This window comes from Microbacterium sp. NPDC077644 (assembly GCF_040702785.1).
In the GTDB taxonomy this organism is placed as follows: Bacteria; Actinomycetota; Actinomycetes; order Actinomycetales; family Microbacteriaceae; genus Microbacterium.
Genome location: NZ_JBFBME010000001.1, coordinates 933,026 through 952,554, shown reverse-complemented (window position 1 = coordinate 952,554; position 19,529 = coordinate 933,026). Strand labels below are relative to the sequence as shown.

The window sequence follows — 19,529 nt, the reverse complement described above, 5'->3', positions numbered from 1 at the left end:
CGCTCCGTCTCGTTCCTCTGATCTGAAAGCCCCCCCATGCTGCGCATCGCTGTTCCCAACAAGGGCTCGCTCGCCGAGACCGCCGCCGAGATGCTCGCCGAGGCCGGATACGCCGGCCGCCGCGACTCCAAGACACTGCACGTCGTCGATGCCGCGAACGACGTCGAGTTCTTCTTCCTCCGCCCGCGCGACATCGCCACCTACGTGGCATCCGGCGCGCTCGACGTCGGCATAACGGGCCGCGACCTGCTGCGCGACGTGCCGCAGCCGGCCCGCGAGATCGAGGCCCTCGGTTTCGCCCAGTCGACGTTCCGCTTCGCGGCGCCCGCCGGTCGCTTCTCGACGATCCAGGACCTCGCAGGTGTCAGGGTGGCATCCGCCTACCCGGGCCTGGTCGACGCGTTTCTGCGCGAGAACGGCGTCGAGGCGTCCCTCGTGCCGCTCGACGGCGCGGTCGAGTCCGCCGTGCGGCTCGGCGTCGCCGACGCGATCGCCGACGTCGTCGAGACCGGCACCACGCTCCGGCAGGCGGGCCTCGAGATCTTCGGCCCCGTCATCATCGAATCCGAGGCCGTGCTCATCAGCAGGCCCGGCGACGCCGAAGGCACCGAACGGCTGCTGCGGCGGCTGCGCGGCGTGATCGTCGCACGACGGTTCGTGCTGCTCGACTTCGACCTGCCCGCGAAGCTCGTCGACGAGGCGGCGGCGATCGCGCCGGGACGCGAATCCCCGACGATCTCGCCGCTCCAGGACCCGGAGTGGGTCGCCGTGCGCGTCATGCTGCCCCGCAAGGGCATCAACCAGGTGATGGACGACCTGTACGCCATCGGCGCCAGGGCGCTGCTGGTCACGGCCATCCACGCCGCGAGACTGTGACGGCGGAGGCTCCCGTGACTCTCACCAGCCGCGTCATCCCATGCCTCGACGTCGCCGCGGGCCGGGTCGTGAAGGGCGTGAACTTCGAGAACCTCCGCGACATGGGCGATCCCGTCGAGCTCGCGGCGCTCTACGCAGAGCAGGGCGCTGACGAGATCACGTTCCTCGACGTCACCGCGACCGTCGACGACCGCTCGACCACGTACGAGGTCGTCCAGCGCACGGCCGAGAACGTGTTCGTCCCGCTGACCGTCGGCGGTGGCATCCGCAGCGTCGAAGACGTCGCACGCCTGCAGGGCGTCGGCGCCGACAAGATCGGCGTGAACTCCGCCGCGATCGCACGCCCCGACCTCATCGGCGAGATCGCCGACCGTTTCGGGGCACAGGTGCTCGTGCTCTCGCTCGACGTCAAGCGGGCACCCACCACGGCATCCGGTTTCGTGGTCACGACCCATGGCGGCCGAACGGAGACGACGCTGGACGCACTGGACTGGGCGCGCGAGGCCATCGAGCGCGGTGCCGGGGAGCTGCTGGTGAACTCGATCGACGCCGACGGCACCCGCGACGGCTTCGATCTCGAGCTCGTCCGGCTCATGCGCGAGGTCGCCTCCGTCCCGGTGATCGCCTCGGGCGGAGCAGGGGCCGTCACCGACTTCGCACCGGCCATCAAGGCGGGGGCCGATGCCGTGCTCGCCGCGAGCGTCTTCCACTCCGGAGCTCTCACCGTCGGCGACGTGAAACAGGCGATGCGTGCGGAAGGGGTGCTGGTCCGATGAGCGACGTCGAGACGCGGATCGCGCAGGTCGTCTGGAACGCGGACGGCCTCGCCCCGGCGATCGTGCAGCAGTGGGACACGCGCGAGGTGCTCATGCTCGCATGGGTCGACGCCGAGGCGCTGCGCCGAACGCTGACGACCGGGCGCGTGACGTACTGGTCGCGCTCCCGCCAGGAGTACTGGCGCAAGGGCGACACCTCCGGCAACATCCAGCGCATCCGAGAGGCGCGCCTCGACTGCGACGGCGACGCCATCCTGCTGCTCGTCGACCAGACCGGCCCCGCGTGCCACACCGGCACGCGCACGTGCTTCGATGCGTCCGACCTCGAGGCCGTGGACGGCGTGACCGGATGACCGGGCAGGACAAGGGCATCGCGCGCCGCGGACGCAGCATCAGCGTCCTGGGACTGCTGCTCGCGGGAGGCGTCGGGATCATCTCGTCGACGCAGACGTGGCTGACCGTGGTCCGCGCGGATGCGGGTGACCCGATCCTCGTGCCCGGTGCCGATGCCATGCCTCTGCTCGCGCCGCTGAGCCTCGCGGTCCTCGCCCTGGGTGCGGCGCTCGCGCTCGTCGGCCGCGTGCTGCGCCATGTGCTCGCCGTGCTCTCGCTGGCCGCCGGGGTGCTGCTCGCGTGGTGGACCGCGGAGATCCTCGTCGCGGCCCCGGTCTCGGCCGTCGCGCCGACGGTCACCGAGACGACCGGTCTTGCCGGCGGCACCGCCGTGGCCGACACGATCGCGTCGATCGAACCGTCCGCGTGGCCGGTCATCGCCCTGGTCGGCTGGGTCGTCCTGATCCTCGCGGCCGGATTCGCCGTCGCCACCGCGCATCGCTGGCGCAGCGGCGGGCGCAAGTACCGCACGGATGCCGCCGCGCACGCCGAGCACGAAGGACCGGTCGATGCGATCGATTCCTGGGACGACCTGTCGCGTGGCACGGACCCCACGCGGTGACCCCGATAGACTGAGCACAACACCCACGACCGCCTCGGAGGAGAACATGACCAACCCGATCGCCGACCCCGGCCACGGACACTCGCCTGCGGCCTGGACTGCTGTGATCGTCATGCTGTTCGGCTTCCTCGCCGGCACCGTCGCGTTCTGCCTCGACCAGCCCGTGTTCGTGTGGGTCTCGGTCGGCATCATCGTCGTCGGCCTCGTGCTCGGCTGGATTCTCGCCAAGGCCGGTTACGGCGTCAACGGACCCAAGTACTCGCCGAAGGGCCACTGATGGTCCTCGCCGACCTCACGGCCGGCGCGGTGGAGGACGCCGAACGGCGCGCCCTCCTGCGTCCCCTCGTCGAGGTCGAGAAGGCCGCACTGGCGCGCCCGGCGGCGCAGGACGCTCTGGCGGCACTGGCTCCGGCATCCCGCGTCAAGATCATCGCCGAGGTCAAGCGCGCAAGCCCTTCGCGCGGAGCCCTCGCCGAGATCCCCGACCCCGCGCACCAGGCCTCGCTCTACGAGACCGGCGGGGCATCCGCCATCAGCGTCCTCACCGAGGAGCGCCGATTCGGCGGCAGTCTCGCCGACCTCGAAGCGGTGACGGAGCGCGTGTCGCTGCCCGTGCTGCGCAAGGACTTCATCGCGACGCCGTATCAGGTGCTCGAGGCGCGCGCCGCGGGCGCCGATCTTGCGCTCCTCATCGTCGCGGGACTCGAGCGCAGGACGCTCGAAGAACTGCATTCCCTCGTGCTCGAACTCGGAATGACACCGCTGGTCGAGACGCACACGGCCGAGGAACTCGAGACGGCCATCGACCTGGGCGCCTCGCTGATCGGCGTGAACGCCCGCAACCTCTCGACGTTCGAACTCGACCGCGACCTGTTCGGACGCCTCGTGGACCGCATCCCCGCGGGAACCGTGAAGGTCGCCGAGTCGGCCGTTCTCGCACCGGCCGACGTCGCGCACTACCGGGACGCCGGCGCCGACGTCGTGCTCATCGGCGAGGCGCTCGTCACAGGCGACCCCGTCGCGACGCTGCAGAGCTTCCTCGCAGCCGGTGACGAGAGGAGCACATCGTGACGAGCCTCCGGGACCAGCCCGGTCCCTTCTTCGGCGAGTTCGGCGGGCGGTACATGCCCGAATCCCTCATCGCCGCGATCGACGAACTGACCGTCGCCTATGAGCAGGCGGTCGCCGACCCGGCGTTCCGCGCCGAGCTCGCGGGCCTGCTCGGCTCCTACGCCGGCCGTCCGTCCGCACTGACCGAGGTGCCGCGGTTCGCCGAGCACGCCGGGGGAGCGCGGGTGTTCCTCAAGCGCGAGGACCTCAACCACACCGGCAGCCACAAGATCAACAACGTGCTCGGGCAGGCTCTGCTGACCAGGCGACTGGGCAAGACGCGGGTGATCGCCGAGACGGGCGCCGGCCAGCACGGTGTGGCCACGGCAACCGCCGCCGCCCTGTTCGGCATGGACTGCACGATCTACATGGGCGAGGTCGACACCGAGCGCCAGGCGCTCAACGTCGCTCGCATGCGGCTGCTCGGCGCCGAGGTCGTCCCCGTGACGACCGGCGCCCGCACGCTGAAGGACGCGATCAACGACGCCTACCGCGACTGGGTCGCGAGCGTCGAGACGACCAACTACATCTTCGGCACCGCGGCAGGGCCGCATCCGTTCCCGGCGATGGTCCGCGACTTCCAGAAGATCATCGGCGAGGAGGCCCGCGCGCAGCTGCTCGAGGAGATCGGCAGACTGCCCGATGCGGTCGTGGCGTGCGTCGGCGGAGGCTCCAACGCGATCGGAATGTTCGACGCGTTCCTCGACGACACCGATGTCAAGCTCTTCGGCGTCGAGGCGGCCGGTGACGGCGTCGACACCGACAAGCACGCGGCATCCATCGAACGCGGCAGGCCCGGCGTGCTGCACGGCGCGAAGACGTACGTGCTGCAGGACGAGGATGGCCAGACGATCGAGTCGCACTCGATCTCGGCGGGGCTCGATTACCCGGGCGTCGGTCCGGAGCACTCCTGGCTCGCCGACATCGGCCGCGCCGAGTACATCCCGGCCACCGACGACGAGGCGATGCAGGCGCTGCGGCTGCTCAGCCGCACGGAGGGCATCATCCCCGCGATCGAATCCGCGCACGCCCTCGCCGGCGCGCTGCGCCTGGGCCGCGAGATGGGTCCGGATGCCGTGATCGCGGTGTGCCTCTCCGGCCGCGGCGACAAGGACATGGACACGGCTGCGAAGTACTTCCAGCTGTACGACGAAGGCGTGGAGGAGGCCCGATGAGTCGCGTCGCCGACGCCATCGCACGCGCGAAGGCCGATGGGCGCGGAGCGTTCGTCGGGTATCTCCCGGTCGGATTCCCCGACCTGCAGACCAGCATCCGTGCCGCGGTCACGCTCGCCGAGAACGGCGTGGACATCATCGAGCTCGGTCCGCCCTACAGCGACCCCGTGATGGACGGCGCCGTGATCCAGCAGGCGACGCAGGCGGCGCTGGCCGGCGGGTTCCGGATGCGCGATCTGTTCACGGCCGTGCAGGCTATCAGCGCCGAGACCGACGTCCCCGTCGTCGTCATGACGTACTGGAACCCCGTGATGCAGTACGGCGTCGACCGCTACGCGGACGATCTGCTCGCCGCCGGCGGCGCAGGACTCATCACTCCCGACATCACCCCGGATGCCGCTGCGGAGTGGATCGCCGCGAGTGAGCGCACGGGCCTCGACCGGATCTTCCTCGCCGCGCCCTCGTCGACCGACGAACGGCTCGATCTCGTCGTGAAGTCCTCGACGGGCTTCGTCTACACCGTCTCGACGATGGGGATCACCGGTGAGCGGCAGGAGCTCGACAAGGCCGCGCGCACTCTCGTCGCGCGCCTGCGGGAGCACGGGGCCGAGAACGCGTGCGTCGGGATCGGCATCTCCACGGCCGACCAGATCGCCGCCGTCACCGACTACGCCGACGGCGCGATCGTCGGCACCGCCCTGGTCAGGGCCCTCGGCGACGGGGGGATCCCCGCCCTCGCCGAGGTGACCAGGAACCTCGCTGCGGGCACCCCGTCCGCAGTCCGCTCACACGAGAACTAGAATCGCAACCATGTCCCTCGCGCTTCACAGCATCACCGGCGTGCTCACCAGCATCCCGAGTCCCGACGTCAGCTACTTCGATCTCGGGCCGGTGCGCATCCACTTCTACGCGCTCTGCATCATCGCCGGCATCATCGTCGCCACGCTGATGACGAACCACCGCCTCACCAAGCGCGGTGCCGAGCCGTGGGTGGTCATCGACATCGCGATCCTGGCCGTGCCGCTCGCGATCATCGGCGCGCGCATCTTCCACGTGCTGACGCACCCGAACTTCTACTTCGGCGAGGGCAAGAACACCTGGAACCCCTTCGAGCCGGGCTCGGTGTGGGCCATCTGGGAGGGCGGCATCGCCATCTTCGGCGCGCTCATCGGCGGCGCGGTCGGCGCCTACCTCGGGTGCCGGTGGACCGGCATCCGGTTCTGGACCTTCGCCGACGCGCTCGCCCCCGGGATCCTGCTCGCCCAGGCGATGGGCCGGTTCGGCAACTGGTTCAACCACGAGTTGTTCGGCCTCCCCACCGATCTGCCGTGGGGCCTGGAGATCGAGTCCGACAACGCCGCGTTCCCCCCGGGGCTGGCCGAGGGAACCCTCTTCCACCCGACGTTCCTCTACGAGGTGATCTGGAACACGCTCGGCGTGCTGTTCATCCTGTGGATCGGGCACCGCCTCCGGCTCCAGTGGGGCAAGCAGTTCGCCGTGTACCTCATCTGGTACAGCGCCGGCCGCATCCTCTGGGAGTCGATCCGCATCGACCCCAGCGAGATCATCCTCGGACTCCGCAGCAACGTCTGGGCCGCGATCCTCGGCGTCGTCGTCGGCATCGTCATCATCATCGTCCAGACCCGCCGCCACACGGGCGTCGAGGCCGGCCCGTACATGCCCGGCCGCGGCCGGAAGGATGCGGGCGCTGATGTACAATCGCAGAACGATCTCGATGACTTCGTCGACGTGAGCGAGCCTCCCGCCGAAGTCACCGTCGGAGCCACCGCCACAAGCACTGCTCCCCAGAGCGAGGCCAGCTCCCGATAAGCGCCTCACTCTTCGAGTGAGGAATCCACTGAACGAGCGGGCCGACGGCGTCCCCGGTGTCAACTGATTACCAGAGGGCGGTAACAGATGTACTTCCAGCCTCCTTACGGTGCCTCCGGCGCCTACCCCCCGAAGCAGGGCATGTACAACCCGGCATTCGAGAAGGATGCCTGCGGCCTGGCCATGGTCGCCACCCTGCGGGGCACCGCAGGACACGACATCATCGCGCTCGCGCTTCAGGCGCTGCGCAACCTCGAGCACCGCGGTGCGATCGGCTCCGACGCCGGCACCGGTGACGGCGCGGGCATCCTCACCCAGATGCCGGACGCGTTCCTGCGCGAGGTCACCGACTTCGACCTGCCCGATGCCGGCGAATACGCCGCCGGGCTCGCGTTCCTCCCGCTGCAGGCCTCTGAGCGCCGCAGCCAGAAGGCCGGCGTCGAGCGGATCGCCCGCGAAGAGGGCCTCGAGGTCCTCGGATGGCGCGTCGTGCCGACGGCCAACGAGAACCTCGGCAAGCTCGCCGACGAGGCCCGCCCCGCGTTCGAGCAGCTCTTCGTCGCCTCCGGCGCGGGGGAGCGGCTCTCCGGCGTCGCGCTCGACCGCGTCGCCTACCGTCTGCGCAAGCGCGCGGGCCACGAGCTCGGCGCCTACTTCGTCTCGCTGTCCAGCCGGACGCTCGGTTACAAGGGCATGGTCACCACGCTCCAGCTCGAGCCGTTCTACCCGGACCTGCAGGACGAGCGGTTCGCCTCCGAGCTCGCCGTCGTGCACTCCCGCTACTCGACGAACACCTTCCCGTCCTGGCCGCTCGCGCAGCCGCTGCGCATGCTCGCCCACAACGGCGAGATCAACACCGTCGGCGGCAACCGCAACTGGATGCGCGCCCGCCAGTCGCAGCTCGAGTCCGAGCTGCTCGGCGACATCCGTCCGCTCCTGCCCATCTGCACTCCCGGCGCCAGCGACTCGGCCTCGTTCGACGAGGTGCTCGAGCTCCTGACCCTCACCGGGCGCAGCCTGCCGCACGCCATCATGATGATGGTTCCCGAGGCGTATGAGAAGCAGACGGACCTGTCGCCCGAGCTGCGCGCGTTCTACGAGTACCACTCGAACCAGATGGAGCCGTGGGACGGCCCTGCCGCCCTGATCTTCACGGACGGCACGCTCGTCGGTGCGACCCTGGACCGCAACGGCCTGCGTCCAGGGCGCTGGACCGAGACGACGGACGGACTCGTCGTCATCGGCTCCGAGACCGGTGTGCTCGAGTTCGAGCCGGAGCGCATCAAGCGCCGCGGGCGCCTGCAGCCGGGCAAGATGTTCCTCGTCGACACCGCCGAGCACCGCATCGTCGAGGACGACGAGATCAAGAGCGAGCTGGCGAACCTGCACCCGTGGCAGGAGTGGCTGGACGACGGCGCCGTGCGCCTGGCCGATCTCCCGGAGCGCGAGCACATCGTGCACCCGCCGGCATCCATCACCCGTCGTCAGCGCACCTTCGGCTACACGGAGGAGGAGGTGCGGCTGCTGCTGACCCCGATGGGCCAGACCGGCACCGAGCCCCTCGGCGCCATGGGCTCGGACACGCCGATCGCCGTCCTCAGCGAACGGCCGCGGCTGCTCTTCGATTACTTCACGCAGCAGTTCGCCCAGGTCACCAACCCGCCGCTGGACTCGATCCGCGAAGAGGTCGTCACGAGCCTGCGCTCCTCGCTCGGTCCGGAGCGCAATCTCCTCGCCTGGGGACCGGACCACACCCGCACGGTGGCTGTCGACTTCCCGGTGATCGACAACGACGAGCTCGCGAAGATCCGTCACATCGACAAGGCTCTGCCCGGTCGTTCGGCCGTGACGGTGAACGGCCTGTACCACTTCGACGCCGGCGCGCACTCCATGCAGGAGCGCCTCGAGGAGATGTGCGAGGAGGTGGATGCCGCGATCGAGGACGGAGCGGAGTTCATCATCCTCTCCGACCGCGACTCAAATAAGGATCTCGTCCCGATCCCGTCGCTGCTCATGGTCTCGGCCATCCACCATCACCTGATCCGTCGAGAGAACCGCATGAAGGTGGGGCTTCTCGTCGAGGCCGGCGACGTGCGCGAGGTCCACCACGTGGCGACGCTCATCGGCTACGGCGCGTCGGCGGTCAACCCGTACCTGGCGATGGAGACCGTCGAGCACCTCGTGCGAACCGGATTCATCACCGGTGTCACTCCAGAGAAGGCCGTCCGCAACCTGATCTACGCGCTCGGCAAGGGTGTGCTGAAGATCATGTCGAAGATGGGAATCTCGACGGTGTCGTCCTACGCCGGCGCCCAGGTGTTCGAGGCGGTCGGGCTCAGCCAGGAGTTCGTCGACGCCTACTTCACCGGCACCGAGACCAAGCTCGGCGGCATCGGCATCGAGCACGTCTACGCCGAGAACCAGGCCCGTCACGACTACGCCTACCCCGAGGATGCCGCCGCACGTGCCCACGAGCGCCTGTGGACCGGCGGGGAGTACCAGTGGCGGCGGGACGGCTCGCCGCACCTGTTCAACCCGGAGACGGTGTTCCGCCTGCAGCACTCCACGCGCACGCGCCGCTACGACATCTTCCGCGAGTACACCCGCCTCGTCGACGATCAGGCCGCGGAGCTGAAGACTCTGCGCGGCCTGTTCTCGCTGCGCACCGGCACCCGCCCCGCCGTCCCGCTCGACGAGGTCGAGCCGGTCAGCGAGATCGTCAAGCGGTTCTCGACGGGCGCGATGAGCTACGGCTCGATCTCGCGCGAGGCGCACGAGACGCTGGCCGTCGCGATGAACCGCATCGGCGGCAAGTCGAACACGGGGGAGGGCGGCGAGGACGTCGACCGCCTCATGGACCCCGAGCGCCGCAGCTCGATCAAGCAGGTGGCCTCGGGCCGCTTCGGCGTCACGAGCCTGTACCTCACCGAGTCGGACGACATCCAGATCAAACTCGCCCAGGGCGCGAAGCCGGGCGAGGGCGGTCAGCTGCCGCCGACCAAGGTGTACCCGTGGGTGGCGCGCACGCGTCACGCGACGGCCGGCGTCGGTCTCATCTCGCCGCCCCCGCACCACGACATCTACTCGATCGAAGACCTCAAGCAGCTCATCTTCGACCTCAAGCGCGCGAATCCCAACGCCCGCATCCACACCAAGCTCGTCAGCCAGTCGGGCATCGGTGCGGTCTCCGCGGGCGTCGCGAAGGCGCTCAGCGACGTCATCCTCGTCTCCGGCCACGACGGCGGAACCGGCGCGAGCCCGATGAACTCTCTCAAGCACGCGGGAACGCCGTGGGAGCTGGGGCTCGCCGAGACGCAGCAGACGCTCATGCTCAATGGCATGCGGGACCGCGTCGTCGTGCAGGTGGACGGACAGCTCAAGACCGGCCGCGACGTCATCATCGGCGCCCTGCTCGGGGCCGAGGAGTTCGGCTTCGCCACGGCACCGCTCGTCGTCAGCGGCTGCATCATGATGCGGGTCTGCCACCTCGACACCTGCCCGGTCGGCGTCGCGACGCAGAACCCCGCCCTGCGCGAGCGGTTCACCGGCAAGCCCGAGTTCGTCGTGAACTTCATGGAGTTCATCGCCGAAGAGGTCAGGGAGCTGCTCGCCGAACTCGGCTTCCGCTCCCTCGACGAGATCATCGGCCGCGCCGACCTCATCGAGGCGGATGCCGCGATCGAGCACTGGAAGGCCGACGGCCTCGACCTCGCCCCGATCCTCGAGGGCCCCGAGTTCCCGGCGTCCGAGCCGCGTCGCCACGGCCGCGATCAGGATCACGAGCTCGACGAGCACTTCGACGTGCAGCTCATCGCGATGGCCCAGGACGCCCTGAACGATCGCGCGCCCGTCATGATCGAGCTGCCGATCCGCAACACCGAACGCGCGGTCGGAACCATGCTCGGACACGAGGTCACGTCGCGCTTCGGCGCCGAGGGGCTCGCCCGCGAGACCATCGACGTCATCCTGCACGGCACCGCGGGACAGTCGCTCGGCGCCTTCCTCCCCGCCGGCATCATGCTGCGCCTGGAGGGCGACGCCAACGACTACGTCGGCAAGGGCCTCTCCGGCGGCGACATCGTCGTGCGGCCGGCCCGCGGGGCGAGCATCGCACCGCACGAGAATGTCATCGCGGGCAATGTGATCGGCTACGGGGCGACCTCCGGATCGATGTTCATCTCGGGTGTCGTAGGCGAACGGTTCCTCGTTCGCAACTCCGGCGCGACGGCGGTCGTCGAGGGCGTGGGCGATCATGCGCTCGAGTACATGACCGGCGGGCTGGCTGTGATCCTGGGTTCGACCGGTCGCAACTTCGGCGCCGGGATGTCGGGCGGGATCGCCTATGTGCACAGACTGTCGGAGGACGACGTCAACCAGCAGTCCCGCGACAGTGGAGAGCTGCGCCTCGAGAGTCTCGACCGCGCCGACCTCGAAGTGCTGCGGAGCCTGCTCGCAGAGCACGTCGAGCGCACGGATTCGCCGCTCGCCGCGCGCATGCTGGCCGATTTCGAGACCGTCGCATCCGAGTTCGTCAAGGTGCTGCCGCGCGACTTCGCGGCCGTGCAGACCATGCGCCAGGAGGCAGAGGCCTCCGGCATCGACCCGGACGGCGAGACCGTCTGGAACCGCATCCTGGAGGTGACCGGTGGCTGATCCCAAGGGCTTTCTCAAGGTGACGGAGCGCGAGCTGCCCGCTCGCCGCCCCGTGCCCGTTCGCATCATGGACTGGAAAGAGGTCTACGAGCCGGGCGACAAGAACGTGCTGCGCCGTCAGGCCGGGCGGTGCATGGACTGCGGCGTGCCGTTCTGCCATCAGGGATGCCCGCTGGGCAACCTCATCCCGGAGTGGAACGACCTGACCTGGCGCGGGGAGGACCGCTCGGCGATCGAGCGCCTGCACGCCACGAACAACTTCCCGGAGTTCACCGGGCGGCTGTGCCCCGCGCCGTGCGAGAGCGCGTGCGTGCTGGGGATCAACCAGCCCGCCGTGACGATCAAACAGGTCGAGGTCTCGATCATCGACGAGGCGTTCTCGCAGGGCTGGGTCGAGGCGCAGCCGCCGGAGCGCCTGACGGGCAAGACGGTCGCCGTGGTCGGATCAGGACCTGCCGGGCTCGCCGCCGCGCAGCAGCTCACCCGCGCGGGTCACACGGTCGCCGTGTTCGAGCGGGATGATCGGATCGGCGGCCTGCTGCGCTACGGCATCCCGGACTTCAAGATGGAGAAGCGCCACGTCGAGGCGCGCCTGCGACAGATGCAGGAGGAGGGCACGCGCTTCCGCGCCGGTGTCGAGATCGGCAAGGACATCAGCTGGGCCGACCTCCGCGCCCGCTACGACGCCGTCGTGCTCGCGACCGGCGCCACGGTGCCGCGCGATCTGTCGATCCCCGGGCGGGAGCTCGACGGAGTGCACTTCGCGATGGAGTACCTCGTGGAGTCGAACAAGGTCGCCGCCGGAGACGCCGTGGCCAACCAGATCACGGCCGAGGGCAAGCACGTCATCGTCATCGGCGGCGGCGACACCGGTGCCGACTGCATCGGCACCGCCCACCGCCAGGGCGCGCTGAGCGTGACCAACCTCGCGATCGGCAAGCAGCCCGGCGCCGAGCGGCCCGAGCACCAGCCATGGCCGATGATGCCGACCGTGTTCGAGGTGCAGTCCGCGCATGAGGAGGGCGGAGAGCGCCAGTACCTGGCATCCACCGTCGAGTTCCTCGCGAACGACGCCGGCGAGGTCCGCGCCCTGCGCGTGGCAGAGACCGAGTACGTCGACGGGCGCCGTGTGCCCAAGAGCGGCACGGAGCGCGAGATCCCCGCAGACCTCGTGCTCATCGCGATGGGCTTCACGGGACCGGAGACCGCATCGTTCACGGACGACACGCGGCCCGAGACCACCGACCGCGGTGCGTTCGAACGCGACGGAGCCTACGCGTCGTCCGTGCCCGGCGTGTTCGTCGCGGGCGATGCGGGGCGCGGTCAGTCGCTGATCGTGTGGGCCATCGCGGAAGGCCGTGCCGCCGCGGCGAGCGTCGACGAGTACCTCATGGGCAGCACCGTGCTGCCCTCGCCCGTCGCGCCGTCGGATGTCGCAATCGGTCTGCAGCCCGCGTAGGCTGGCGAAGGCACCGTCGCCGCATGATTCCCCCACCTCTTCACTCTGGAGAAGCTTTTGAGACGCGCGAAAATCGTCGCCACACTGGGCCCCGCAACATCGAGCTATGAGAACGTCCGAGCGATCATCGAGGCGGGGGTCGACGTCGCACGTCTGAACCTCAGCCACGGCGACTACTCCGTCCACGACGCCAACTACGCCAACGTCCGTCGCGCCGCCGACGACGCCGGGCGCGCGGTCGCCGTGCTCGTCGACCTGCAGGGACCGAAGATCCGCCTCGGCAAGTTCGAGGCGGGCCCGTACGAGCTCGCCGAGGGCGACATCTTCAAGATCACCACCGAGGACATCATCGGCAACCGCGAGATCTGCGGGACGACCTTCAAGGGTCTGCCGCAGGATGTCGAGCCCGGCGACTTCCTCCTGATCGACGACGGCAAGGTCCGCGTCGAGGTCGTCGAGACCGACGGAACCGTCGTCACGACGCGCGTCGTCGTCGCCGGCGCCGTCTCGAACAACAAGGGCATCAACCTGCCAGGCGTCGCTGTGAACGTTCCGGCGCTCAGCGAGAAGGACGAGGCAGACCTCCGCTGGGGTCTGCGCACCGGCGCCGACATCATCGCGCTGTCGTTCGTGCGCAACGCATCGGACGTGACCCGCGTGCACGAGATCATGGCCGAAGAGGGCGTCAAGGTGCCTGTCATCGCCAAGATCGAGAAGCCTCAGGCCGTCGACGCGCTCGAAGAGATCGTCGACGCGTTCGACGGCATCATGGTCGCGCGCGGCGACCTGGGCGTTGAGCTTCCGCTGGAGGCCGTGCCGATCGTGCAGAAGCGGGCGATCGAGGCGGCGCGTCGCATGGCCAAGCCCGTCATCGTCGCCACGCAGATGCTCGAGTCGATGATCTCCAGCCCCGTCCCGACGCGTGCGGAGACCTCCGACGTCGCCAACGCCGTACTCGACGGCGCGGACGCCGTCATGCTCTCCGGAGAGACGAGCGTGGGAGAGTACCCGATCGTGGTCGTCGAGACCATGGCACGGATCGTCGACTCCACCGAGGAGCACGGTCTGGAGCGGATCCCGCCGATGACCACCAAGCCGAGGACGCAGGGCGGTGCGATCACGCTCGCCGCCCTCGAAGTCGCGGAGTTCGTCGAGGCGAAGTTCCTCTGCGTGTTCACGCAGTCCGGCGACTCCGCTCGCCGTCTGTCGCGCCTGCGCTCTCGCATCCCGATGATCGCGTTCACGCCGGAGCCCACGATCCAGCGCCGCATGGCTCTGACCTGGGGCATCCGTTCGACGCTCGTCGAGATGGTGCAGCACACCGACCTCATGTACCACCAGGTCGACGAGTACCTGCTCGGCAACGGCATGGCCGTCGAGGGCGACCGCGTCGTCGTGATCTCCGGATCGCCTCCCGGGATCATCGGCTCCACCAACGACATCCGCGTCCACAAGGTCGGAGATGCCGTCAACGGAGCAGCCCCGATCTACAAAGCCGGAGCGTAAGCGCCGCACGAGGAAGGACCGTCCCACCGGGGCGGTCCTTCCGTCGTCACATCCACTTCTGACGTTTGAAGATCACGTACAGCAGGAGAGCGAATGCGAGCATCGCCCCGACGGCGAGCGGATAGCCGAACGCCCAGTGCAGTTCGGGCATGTTGTCGAAGTTCATCCCGTAGATCGCACCGATCAGCGTCGGGGCGAACAGGATCGCCGCCCAGCCGGAGATCTTCTTCATGTCCTCGTTCTGCCGCTGCGCGACGAGCGTGGCGTTGACGGTCAGGATCTGCGAGAGCGAGTCGCGGAGCTCGCCGACCCGGGTGTGCACCCTGCTGAGATGGTCGGCCACGTCCTGCAGATAGGTGCGGAGCGGGTCGGGGATGTCGTACCGGTGGAAGCCGCCACGGAGCGCCGCGAGCACCTCTGCGAGACCCGACGTGGCCTGCTGGAGGTCGATGATCTCCTGGCTGAGCCGGTAGATGCGCTCGGTGACCGAGGCCTCGCCGCCGAACACCTGGCGCTCGATCTGCTCGCGATCGATCGCGAGTCCGCGGATGACGGGGGCGTAGCCGTCGACGATCGCGTCGAGGAGCCGGTACACGATCGCCTCCGGGCCGTGCTGGAGCAGCCGCTCGTCCTCGAGCAGAGTCCTATCGCCGCGATCTGCGGCGCCAGACGCATCGTCGGCGTCGAGGCCGTCGATCCACCGGCCGTCCTGACAGAACACGGCGATCGCCCTGGGCCGGACGAGGATGTGGAACTCCGCGAAGTCGACGTCCTCCGCGTCGTCGACGTACCACGCGGAGCGCACGACGATGAAGAGCGCGTCGCCGTACCGCTCGAGCTTCGGGCGCTGGCCGGCGTGCAGCAGATCCTCGACGAGCAGCGGATGCAGCTCCCAGGCGCTGGCCAGTTCGGCGACGTCCTCCTGGGTCGGCTTCGGATACAGCAGGAGCGCCGTGCGGTTCTCGTCCGCTTCGGTGAAGGCCAGGGTGTCCTCGACGCTCGTCTCGCGCGGGGCCACGACGAGATGCCCGTCGTCGATGTACCGGGTGCGCCGGGTGGAGACCGCGTCCGGCTCCGTCCCCGTGCCGGCACGGCGCCGGAACACGCCGGTGCGACGGGAGTGCGATTCCTCGCGGGGCGGCTGCGCCATGACAGCTCCTCTCGGTGCGGACGGATCTGCGCAGAAGGGCCGCCCGGTGATGGACGGCCCTTCTGCGCTGTGCCGGCGGTGGGACTCGAACCCACACGTCCTTTCGGACAAAGCATTTTGAGTGCTCCGCGTCTACCATTCCGCCACGCCGGCGCGGATGTCGCGTCTTCGACTTTAGCGCAGCGCTCCACGCCCGCCCGCACGCTCCCGCGTGGATGCTGCGAGTACGGAGCATGCCGTCCCCTAGAATGGGAATCGTGACCGAAGAACAGTCTGAGCAGCCCACGGCATCCGCCCCGCGACGCGTGGTCGTCGCCGAAGACGAGTCGCTGATCCGCCTCGACATCGTCGAGATCCTCCGCGACAACGGGTTCGACGTGGTCGGCGAAGCCGGAGACGGCGAGACGGCTGTGGCGCTGGCCACCGAACTGCGTCCCGACCTCGTCATCATGGACGTCAAGATGCCGCAGCTCGACGGCATCAGCGCGGCCGAGCGCCTGCACAAGGCGAACATCGCCCCGGTCGTCCTGCTCACGGCCTTCAGCCAGAAGGAGCTCGTCGAGCGTGCCAGCGAGGCCGGCGCCCTGGCCTACGTCGTCAAGCCCTTCACCCCGAACGACCTCCTTCCCGCGATCGAGATCGCCCTCGCCCGTCACGAGCAGATCATCACGCTCGAGGCCGAGGTCGCCGACATGGTCGAGCGCTTCGAGACCCGCAAGCTCGTCGACCGCGCCAAGGGCCTGCTCAACGAGAAGATGGGACTCAGCGAGCCCGAGGCATTCCGCTGGATCCAGAAGGCATCCATGGACCGTCGCCTGACCATGCAGGACGTCGCCAAGGCGATCATCGAGCAGCTGGCGCCGAAGAAGTCCTGACGGATCGCGTCCGTCGCGTCGAGGACCTGTCTCAGCCCTGAGGCAGGTCCTTGATCATGTTCGTGATGCGGACGGTCGAGCAACGGCGACCCTGATCGTCGGTCACGACGATCTCGTGGACCATCATGCTGCGCCCGAGGTGGATGGGCGTGCACACGCCCGTGACGATCCCGGACGTCGCCGAACGGGTGTGCGTCGCATTGATGTCCACCCCGACGGCGAGCTTGCCGGGGCCGGCGGCGAGGTTCGCCGACATCGATCCCAGCGACTCGCCGAGCACGACGTAGGCGCCTCCGTGCAGCAGACCGACCGGCTGCGTGTTGCCCTCGACCGGCATGGTCGCGACACTGCGCTCGACCGTGAACTCCGTGAACTCGATGCCCATCTTCTCCGCGAGGGCGCCCATACCGCGCTGCATGGCCCACTCCATCCCGGTCATCTGGGTATCGGTCACGGATCCTCCTCGGCGGGTGTCTGCCGTCCTCGTTAGGCTGTCAGAGTGACGGACTCCGCAAAGCCTACCCTCATGGTCGTCGACGGCCACTCGCTCGCGTACCGCGCCTTCTTCGCGCTCCCGGTCGAGAACTTCACGACCAAGGACAACCAGCACACGAACGCGATCTACGGGTTCCTGTCGATGCTCGTGAACCTCATCAAGGCCGAGCAGCCCACGCACATGGCGATCGCCTTCGACACGTCGCGGCATTCGTTCCGCACCGACGAGTACCCCGAGTACAAGGCGACCCGATCCGAGACGCCGCAGGAGTTCAAAGGTCAGATTCCGCTGCTGCAGGACTGCCTCGCCGCGATGTCGATCCCGGTGCTGACGAAGGAGGGCATCGAGGCCGACGACATCCTCGCAACGCTCGCCAAGCAGGGCTCCGAGCAGGGCTTCGACGTGCTCGTCGTGTCGGGCGACCGCGACACGATCCAGCTCGTGAACGACGAGGTCACGCTGCTGTACCCGTCGGTGCAGGGCGTGTCGCAGCTCAAGCGCTACGACCCGGTCACCGTGCAGGAGCGCTACGGCGTGCGGCCGGAGCAGTACCCCGACATCGCCGCCCTCGTGGGCGAGACCAGCGACAATCTCCCCGGTGTACCGAAGGTGGGGGAGAAGACCGCGGTCAAGTGGCTCACCCAGTTCGGGTCGCTCGATGAGCTTCTCGAGCGGTCTGGCGAGATCAAGGGGGTCGTCGGCGGCAATCTGCGCGACCACATCGACGACGTCCGCCGCAACCGCAAGCTGAACCGGCTCCTCGACGACGTCGAGCTGCCGGTGGGGCCCGCCGAGCTCGCCGTGGTCCCGGCCGACGTCCAGGCCATCCGCGACATCTTCGCCCGGCTCGAGTTCCGCACGCTGCTGCCGCGGGTGTTCGACGCCGTCGGCACGGGGGAGGACCCGGCCGATTCCGAACCGGCCGTCGAACTGCCCGACCCGGTGGAGAGCACGGTCGCCGATGTCGTCTCCTGGCTGGATGCCCAGGAGGGCGAGGTGGCCGTCTCCATCGTCGTGAGCGGTGGTTCCCCGACCCGCGTCGGCTTCGCCGGGCTCACCGAGCTCCGCGAGACCGGCTGGTCGGAGGAGGCAGCTGCCGCTCTGCGCCCGTGGTTCGAGTCCGACGCGCCCAAGGTGTTCAACGACGCCAAGCCGCAGGTCAAGGCTCTCCTGCGCGCCGGCATCCGCATCGGCGGTCTCGCCTACGACACGCTGCTCGCCGGCTGGCTGCTGCGCCCGAGCCTGCCCGACAAGACGCTCTCGCACCTCGTCGACCGCTACCTGGGCGAGAAGATGCCGGTCGCCGATCCGACCCAGCTCGTGCCCGAGACGGACGGCGCGACGCCGGCGCAGGAGGCGTGGTTCACGCTCCGCGCGGCCGCGGCGCTGCGCGAGGACCTGCCCGAGTCCGTGGCATCCGTCCTCGTCGACATCGAGCTGCCGACGCTGTTGACGCTCGCCGACATGGAACTCGCCGGCGTGGCGGTTTCGCACGACGTGCTCTCGACCTTCTCCGCCGAGCTCGGAGCACGCACCGACGGGCTGGCGACCGAGGCGTTCGCGCTCGTCGGGCGCGAGTTCAACCTCGGGTCGCCGAAGCAGCTGCAGGAGGTGCTCTTCGAAGACCTGCAGCTCCCCAAGACGCGCAAGACCAAGACCGGGTACTCCACGGATGCCGCGGTCCTCGCCGATCTGCAGGAGAGCCACCCGCACCCCTTCCTCGACCTGCTCCTCCAACACCGCGAGGCGACGAAGCTCCGCCAGATCATCGAGTCCCTCGACAGCGCGATCGGCAAGAACGGCGTCGCTCCGGACGATGCCCGCATCCACACGACCTACGTGCAGACGGGCAGCCAGACCGGGCGCCTGTCCAGCACCGACCCGAACCTGCAGAACATCCCGGTGCGCACCGAGGAGTCCCGCCGCATCCGCAGCGCCTTCGAGGTCGGCGAGGGCTACGAGACCCTGTTGACGGCCGACTACTCGCAGATCGAGATGCGGATCATGGCGCACCTCTCCGGTGATGAGGGCCTGATCGAGGCGTTCAACAGCGGTGAGGATCTGCACCGGTTCGTCGGGGCTCGCGTGTTCGGCGTGGAACCGGCCGATGTCACTTCGGCCATGCGCACCAAGGTCAAGGCGATGTCCTACGGCCTGGTCTACGGACTCTCCGCATTCGGGCTCTCCAAGCAGCTGCGCATCGAGCAATCCGAGGCCAAGCAGCTCATGGTCGAGTACTTCGCGCGGTTCGGTGCGGTGCGCGACTACCTGCGCGCCTCGGTGATGAAGGCGAAGGAAGACGGGTACACCGAGACGATCTTCGGTCGCCGTCGTCCGTTCCCCGACCTGACGAGCCCCAACCGGGTGCTGCGCGAGAACGCCGAGCGCGCCGCGCTCAACGCCCCGATCCAGGGGAGTGCGGCCGACGTGATGAAGATCGCGCTGTTCCGGATCCACTCGGACCTCCGCGTTGCGGACCTGCGCTCGAGGGTGCTTCTGCAGATCCACGACGAACTCGTCGTCGAGGTCGCCCCCGGCGAGTGGGATGCCGCCGAGCAGATCGTGCGCACGCAGATGGCGGGCGCCGCCGAGCTGTCGGTGCCGCTGGACGTCCAGGTGGGCCGAGGACGCGACTGGAACGAGGCCGCTCACTAGCGCCTGCGGCGCA

At 69.0% G+C, this 19,529-nt stretch carries 16 protein-coding genes and 1 tRNA gene; 14 read left to right on the top strand and 3 right to left on the bottom strand.

What is annotated here, in order from left to right; all coding sequences use genetic code 11:
* The first annotated feature begins 36 nt into the window (after window positions 1-36).
* The 12 genes from hisG to pyk all read left to right on the top strand — a co-directional run bounded on the left by hisG (window position 37) and on the right by pyk (window position 14,340).
* Window positions 37-876: an ATP phosphoribosyltransferase gene (gene hisG, locus AB0269_RS04595; RefSeq protein ID WP_366210078.1), complete on the top strand. Its 840-nt coding sequence runs from the start codon at window positions 37-39 to the stop codon at window positions 874-876.
* 14 nt (window positions 877-890) lie between these two features.
* Entirely contained in the window at window positions 891-1,652 is a 762-nt protein-coding gene (hisF, locus tag AB0269_RS04590) for an imidazole glycerol phosphate synthase subunit HisF (RefSeq protein ID WP_366210076.1), read from the top strand.
* Entirely contained in the window at window positions 1,649-2,005 is a 357-nt protein-coding gene (gene hisI, locus AB0269_RS04585; protein ID WP_175986294.1) for a phosphoribosyl-AMP cyclohydrolase, read from the top strand. The genes hisF and hisI overlap by 4 nt, the downstream gene beginning before the upstream one ends.
* Entirely contained in the window at window positions 2,002-2,607 is a 606-nt protein-coding gene (locus AB0269_RS04580; RefSeq protein ID WP_366210074.1) for a Trp biosynthesis-associated membrane protein, read from the top strand. The genes hisI and AB0269_RS04580 overlap by 4 nt, the downstream gene beginning before the upstream one ends.
* A 46-nt stretch (window positions 2,608-2,653) precedes the next feature.
* Window positions 2,654-2,884: an HGxxPAAW family protein gene (locus tag AB0269_RS04575; RefSeq protein ID WP_366210072.1), complete on the top strand. Its 231-nt coding sequence runs from the start codon at window positions 2,654-2,656 to the stop codon at window positions 2,882-2,884.
* Complete coding sequence (gene trpC, locus AB0269_RS04570) at window positions 2,884-3,678, top strand: indole-3-glycerol phosphate synthase TrpC (protein ID WP_366210070.1); 795 nt, start codon at window positions 2,884-2,886, stop codon at window positions 3,676-3,678. Before AB0269_RS04575 ends, trpC begins: the two co-directional genes overlap by 1 nt.
* A complete protein-coding gene (gene trpB, locus AB0269_RS04565) occupies window positions 3,672-4,892 on the top strand; it encodes a tryptophan synthase subunit beta (RefSeq protein WP_366210502.1) in 1,221 nt (406 codons plus the stop codon). Before trpC ends, trpB begins: the two co-directional genes overlap by 7 nt.
* Entirely contained in the window at window positions 4,889-5,692 is an 804-nt protein-coding gene (gene trpA / locus AB0269_RS04560) for a tryptophan synthase subunit alpha (protein ID WP_366210068.1), read from the top strand. Before trpB ends, trpA begins: the two co-directional genes overlap by 4 nt.
* Window positions 5,693-5,702: 10 nt before the next feature.
* A complete protein-coding gene (gene lgt / locus AB0269_RS04555; protein ID WP_366210066.1) occupies window positions 5,703-6,722 on the top strand; it encodes a prolipoprotein diacylglyceryl transferase in 1,020 nt (339 codons plus the stop codon).
* 87 nt (window positions 6,723-6,809) lie between these two features.
* Window positions 6,810-11,375 carry a glutamate synthase large subunit gene (gene gltB, locus AB0269_RS04550; RefSeq protein WP_366210065.1) on the top strand — a complete coding sequence of 1,522 codons (4,566 nt, stop codon included), beginning with the start codon at window positions 6,810-6,812 and terminating at the stop codon, window positions 11,373-11,375.
* Window positions 11,368-12,834 (top strand): glutamate synthase subunit beta, encoded by a 1,467-nt coding sequence (locus AB0269_RS04545; protein ID WP_366210064.1) that lies wholly within the window; start codon window positions 11,368-11,370, stop codon window positions 12,832-12,834. Before gltB ends, AB0269_RS04545 begins: the two co-directional genes overlap by 8 nt.
* A gap of 57 nt (window positions 12,835-12,891) precedes the next feature.
* Window positions 12,892-14,340, top strand: a complete 1,449-nt coding sequence (gene pyk, locus AB0269_RS04540) for a pyruvate kinase (protein ID WP_366210063.1) — start codon at window positions 12,892-12,894, stop codon at window positions 14,338-14,340.
* Between the two features lie 46 nt (window positions 14,341-14,386).
* Here the strand turns inward: pyk and AB0269_RS04535 are convergent, their stop codons facing one another.
* Window positions 14,387-15,490 carry a magnesium and cobalt transport protein CorA gene (locus tag AB0269_RS04535; RefSeq protein WP_366210062.1) on the bottom strand — a complete coding sequence of 368 codons (1,104 nt, stop codon included), beginning with the start codon at window positions 15,488-15,490 and terminating at the stop codon, window positions 14,387-14,389.
* A gap of 70 nt (window positions 15,491-15,560) precedes the next feature.
* Window positions 15,561-15,643 (bottom strand) — tRNA-Leu (locus tag AB0269_RS04530).
* Between the two features lie 95 nt (window positions 15,644-15,738).
* On the opposite strand from AB0269_RS04530, the gene AB0269_RS04525 reads away from it, so the two are divergent.
* A complete protein-coding gene (locus AB0269_RS04525; protein ID WP_366210060.1) occupies window positions 15,739-16,365 on the top strand; it encodes a response regulator in 627 nt (208 codons plus the stop codon).
* A gap of 31 nt (window positions 16,366-16,396) precedes the next feature.
* Here AB0269_RS04525 and AB0269_RS04520 read toward each other — a convergent pair whose 3' ends face one another.
* Complete coding sequence (locus AB0269_RS04520) at window positions 16,397-16,804, bottom strand: hotdog fold thioesterase (RefSeq protein WP_366210501.1); 408 nt, start codon at window positions 16,802-16,804, stop codon at window positions 16,397-16,399.
* A 60-nt stretch (window positions 16,805-16,864) separates the two neighbouring features.
* Here AB0269_RS04520 and polA point away from each other — a divergent pair, with 60 nt between their 5' ends.
* Window positions 16,865-19,516, top strand: coding sequence for a DNA polymerase I (polA, locus tag AB0269_RS04515; RefSeq protein ID WP_366210059.1), 2,652 nt, complete (start codon window positions 16,865-16,867; stop codon window positions 19,514-19,516).
* Window positions 19,517-19,529: the final 13 nt, after the last annotated feature.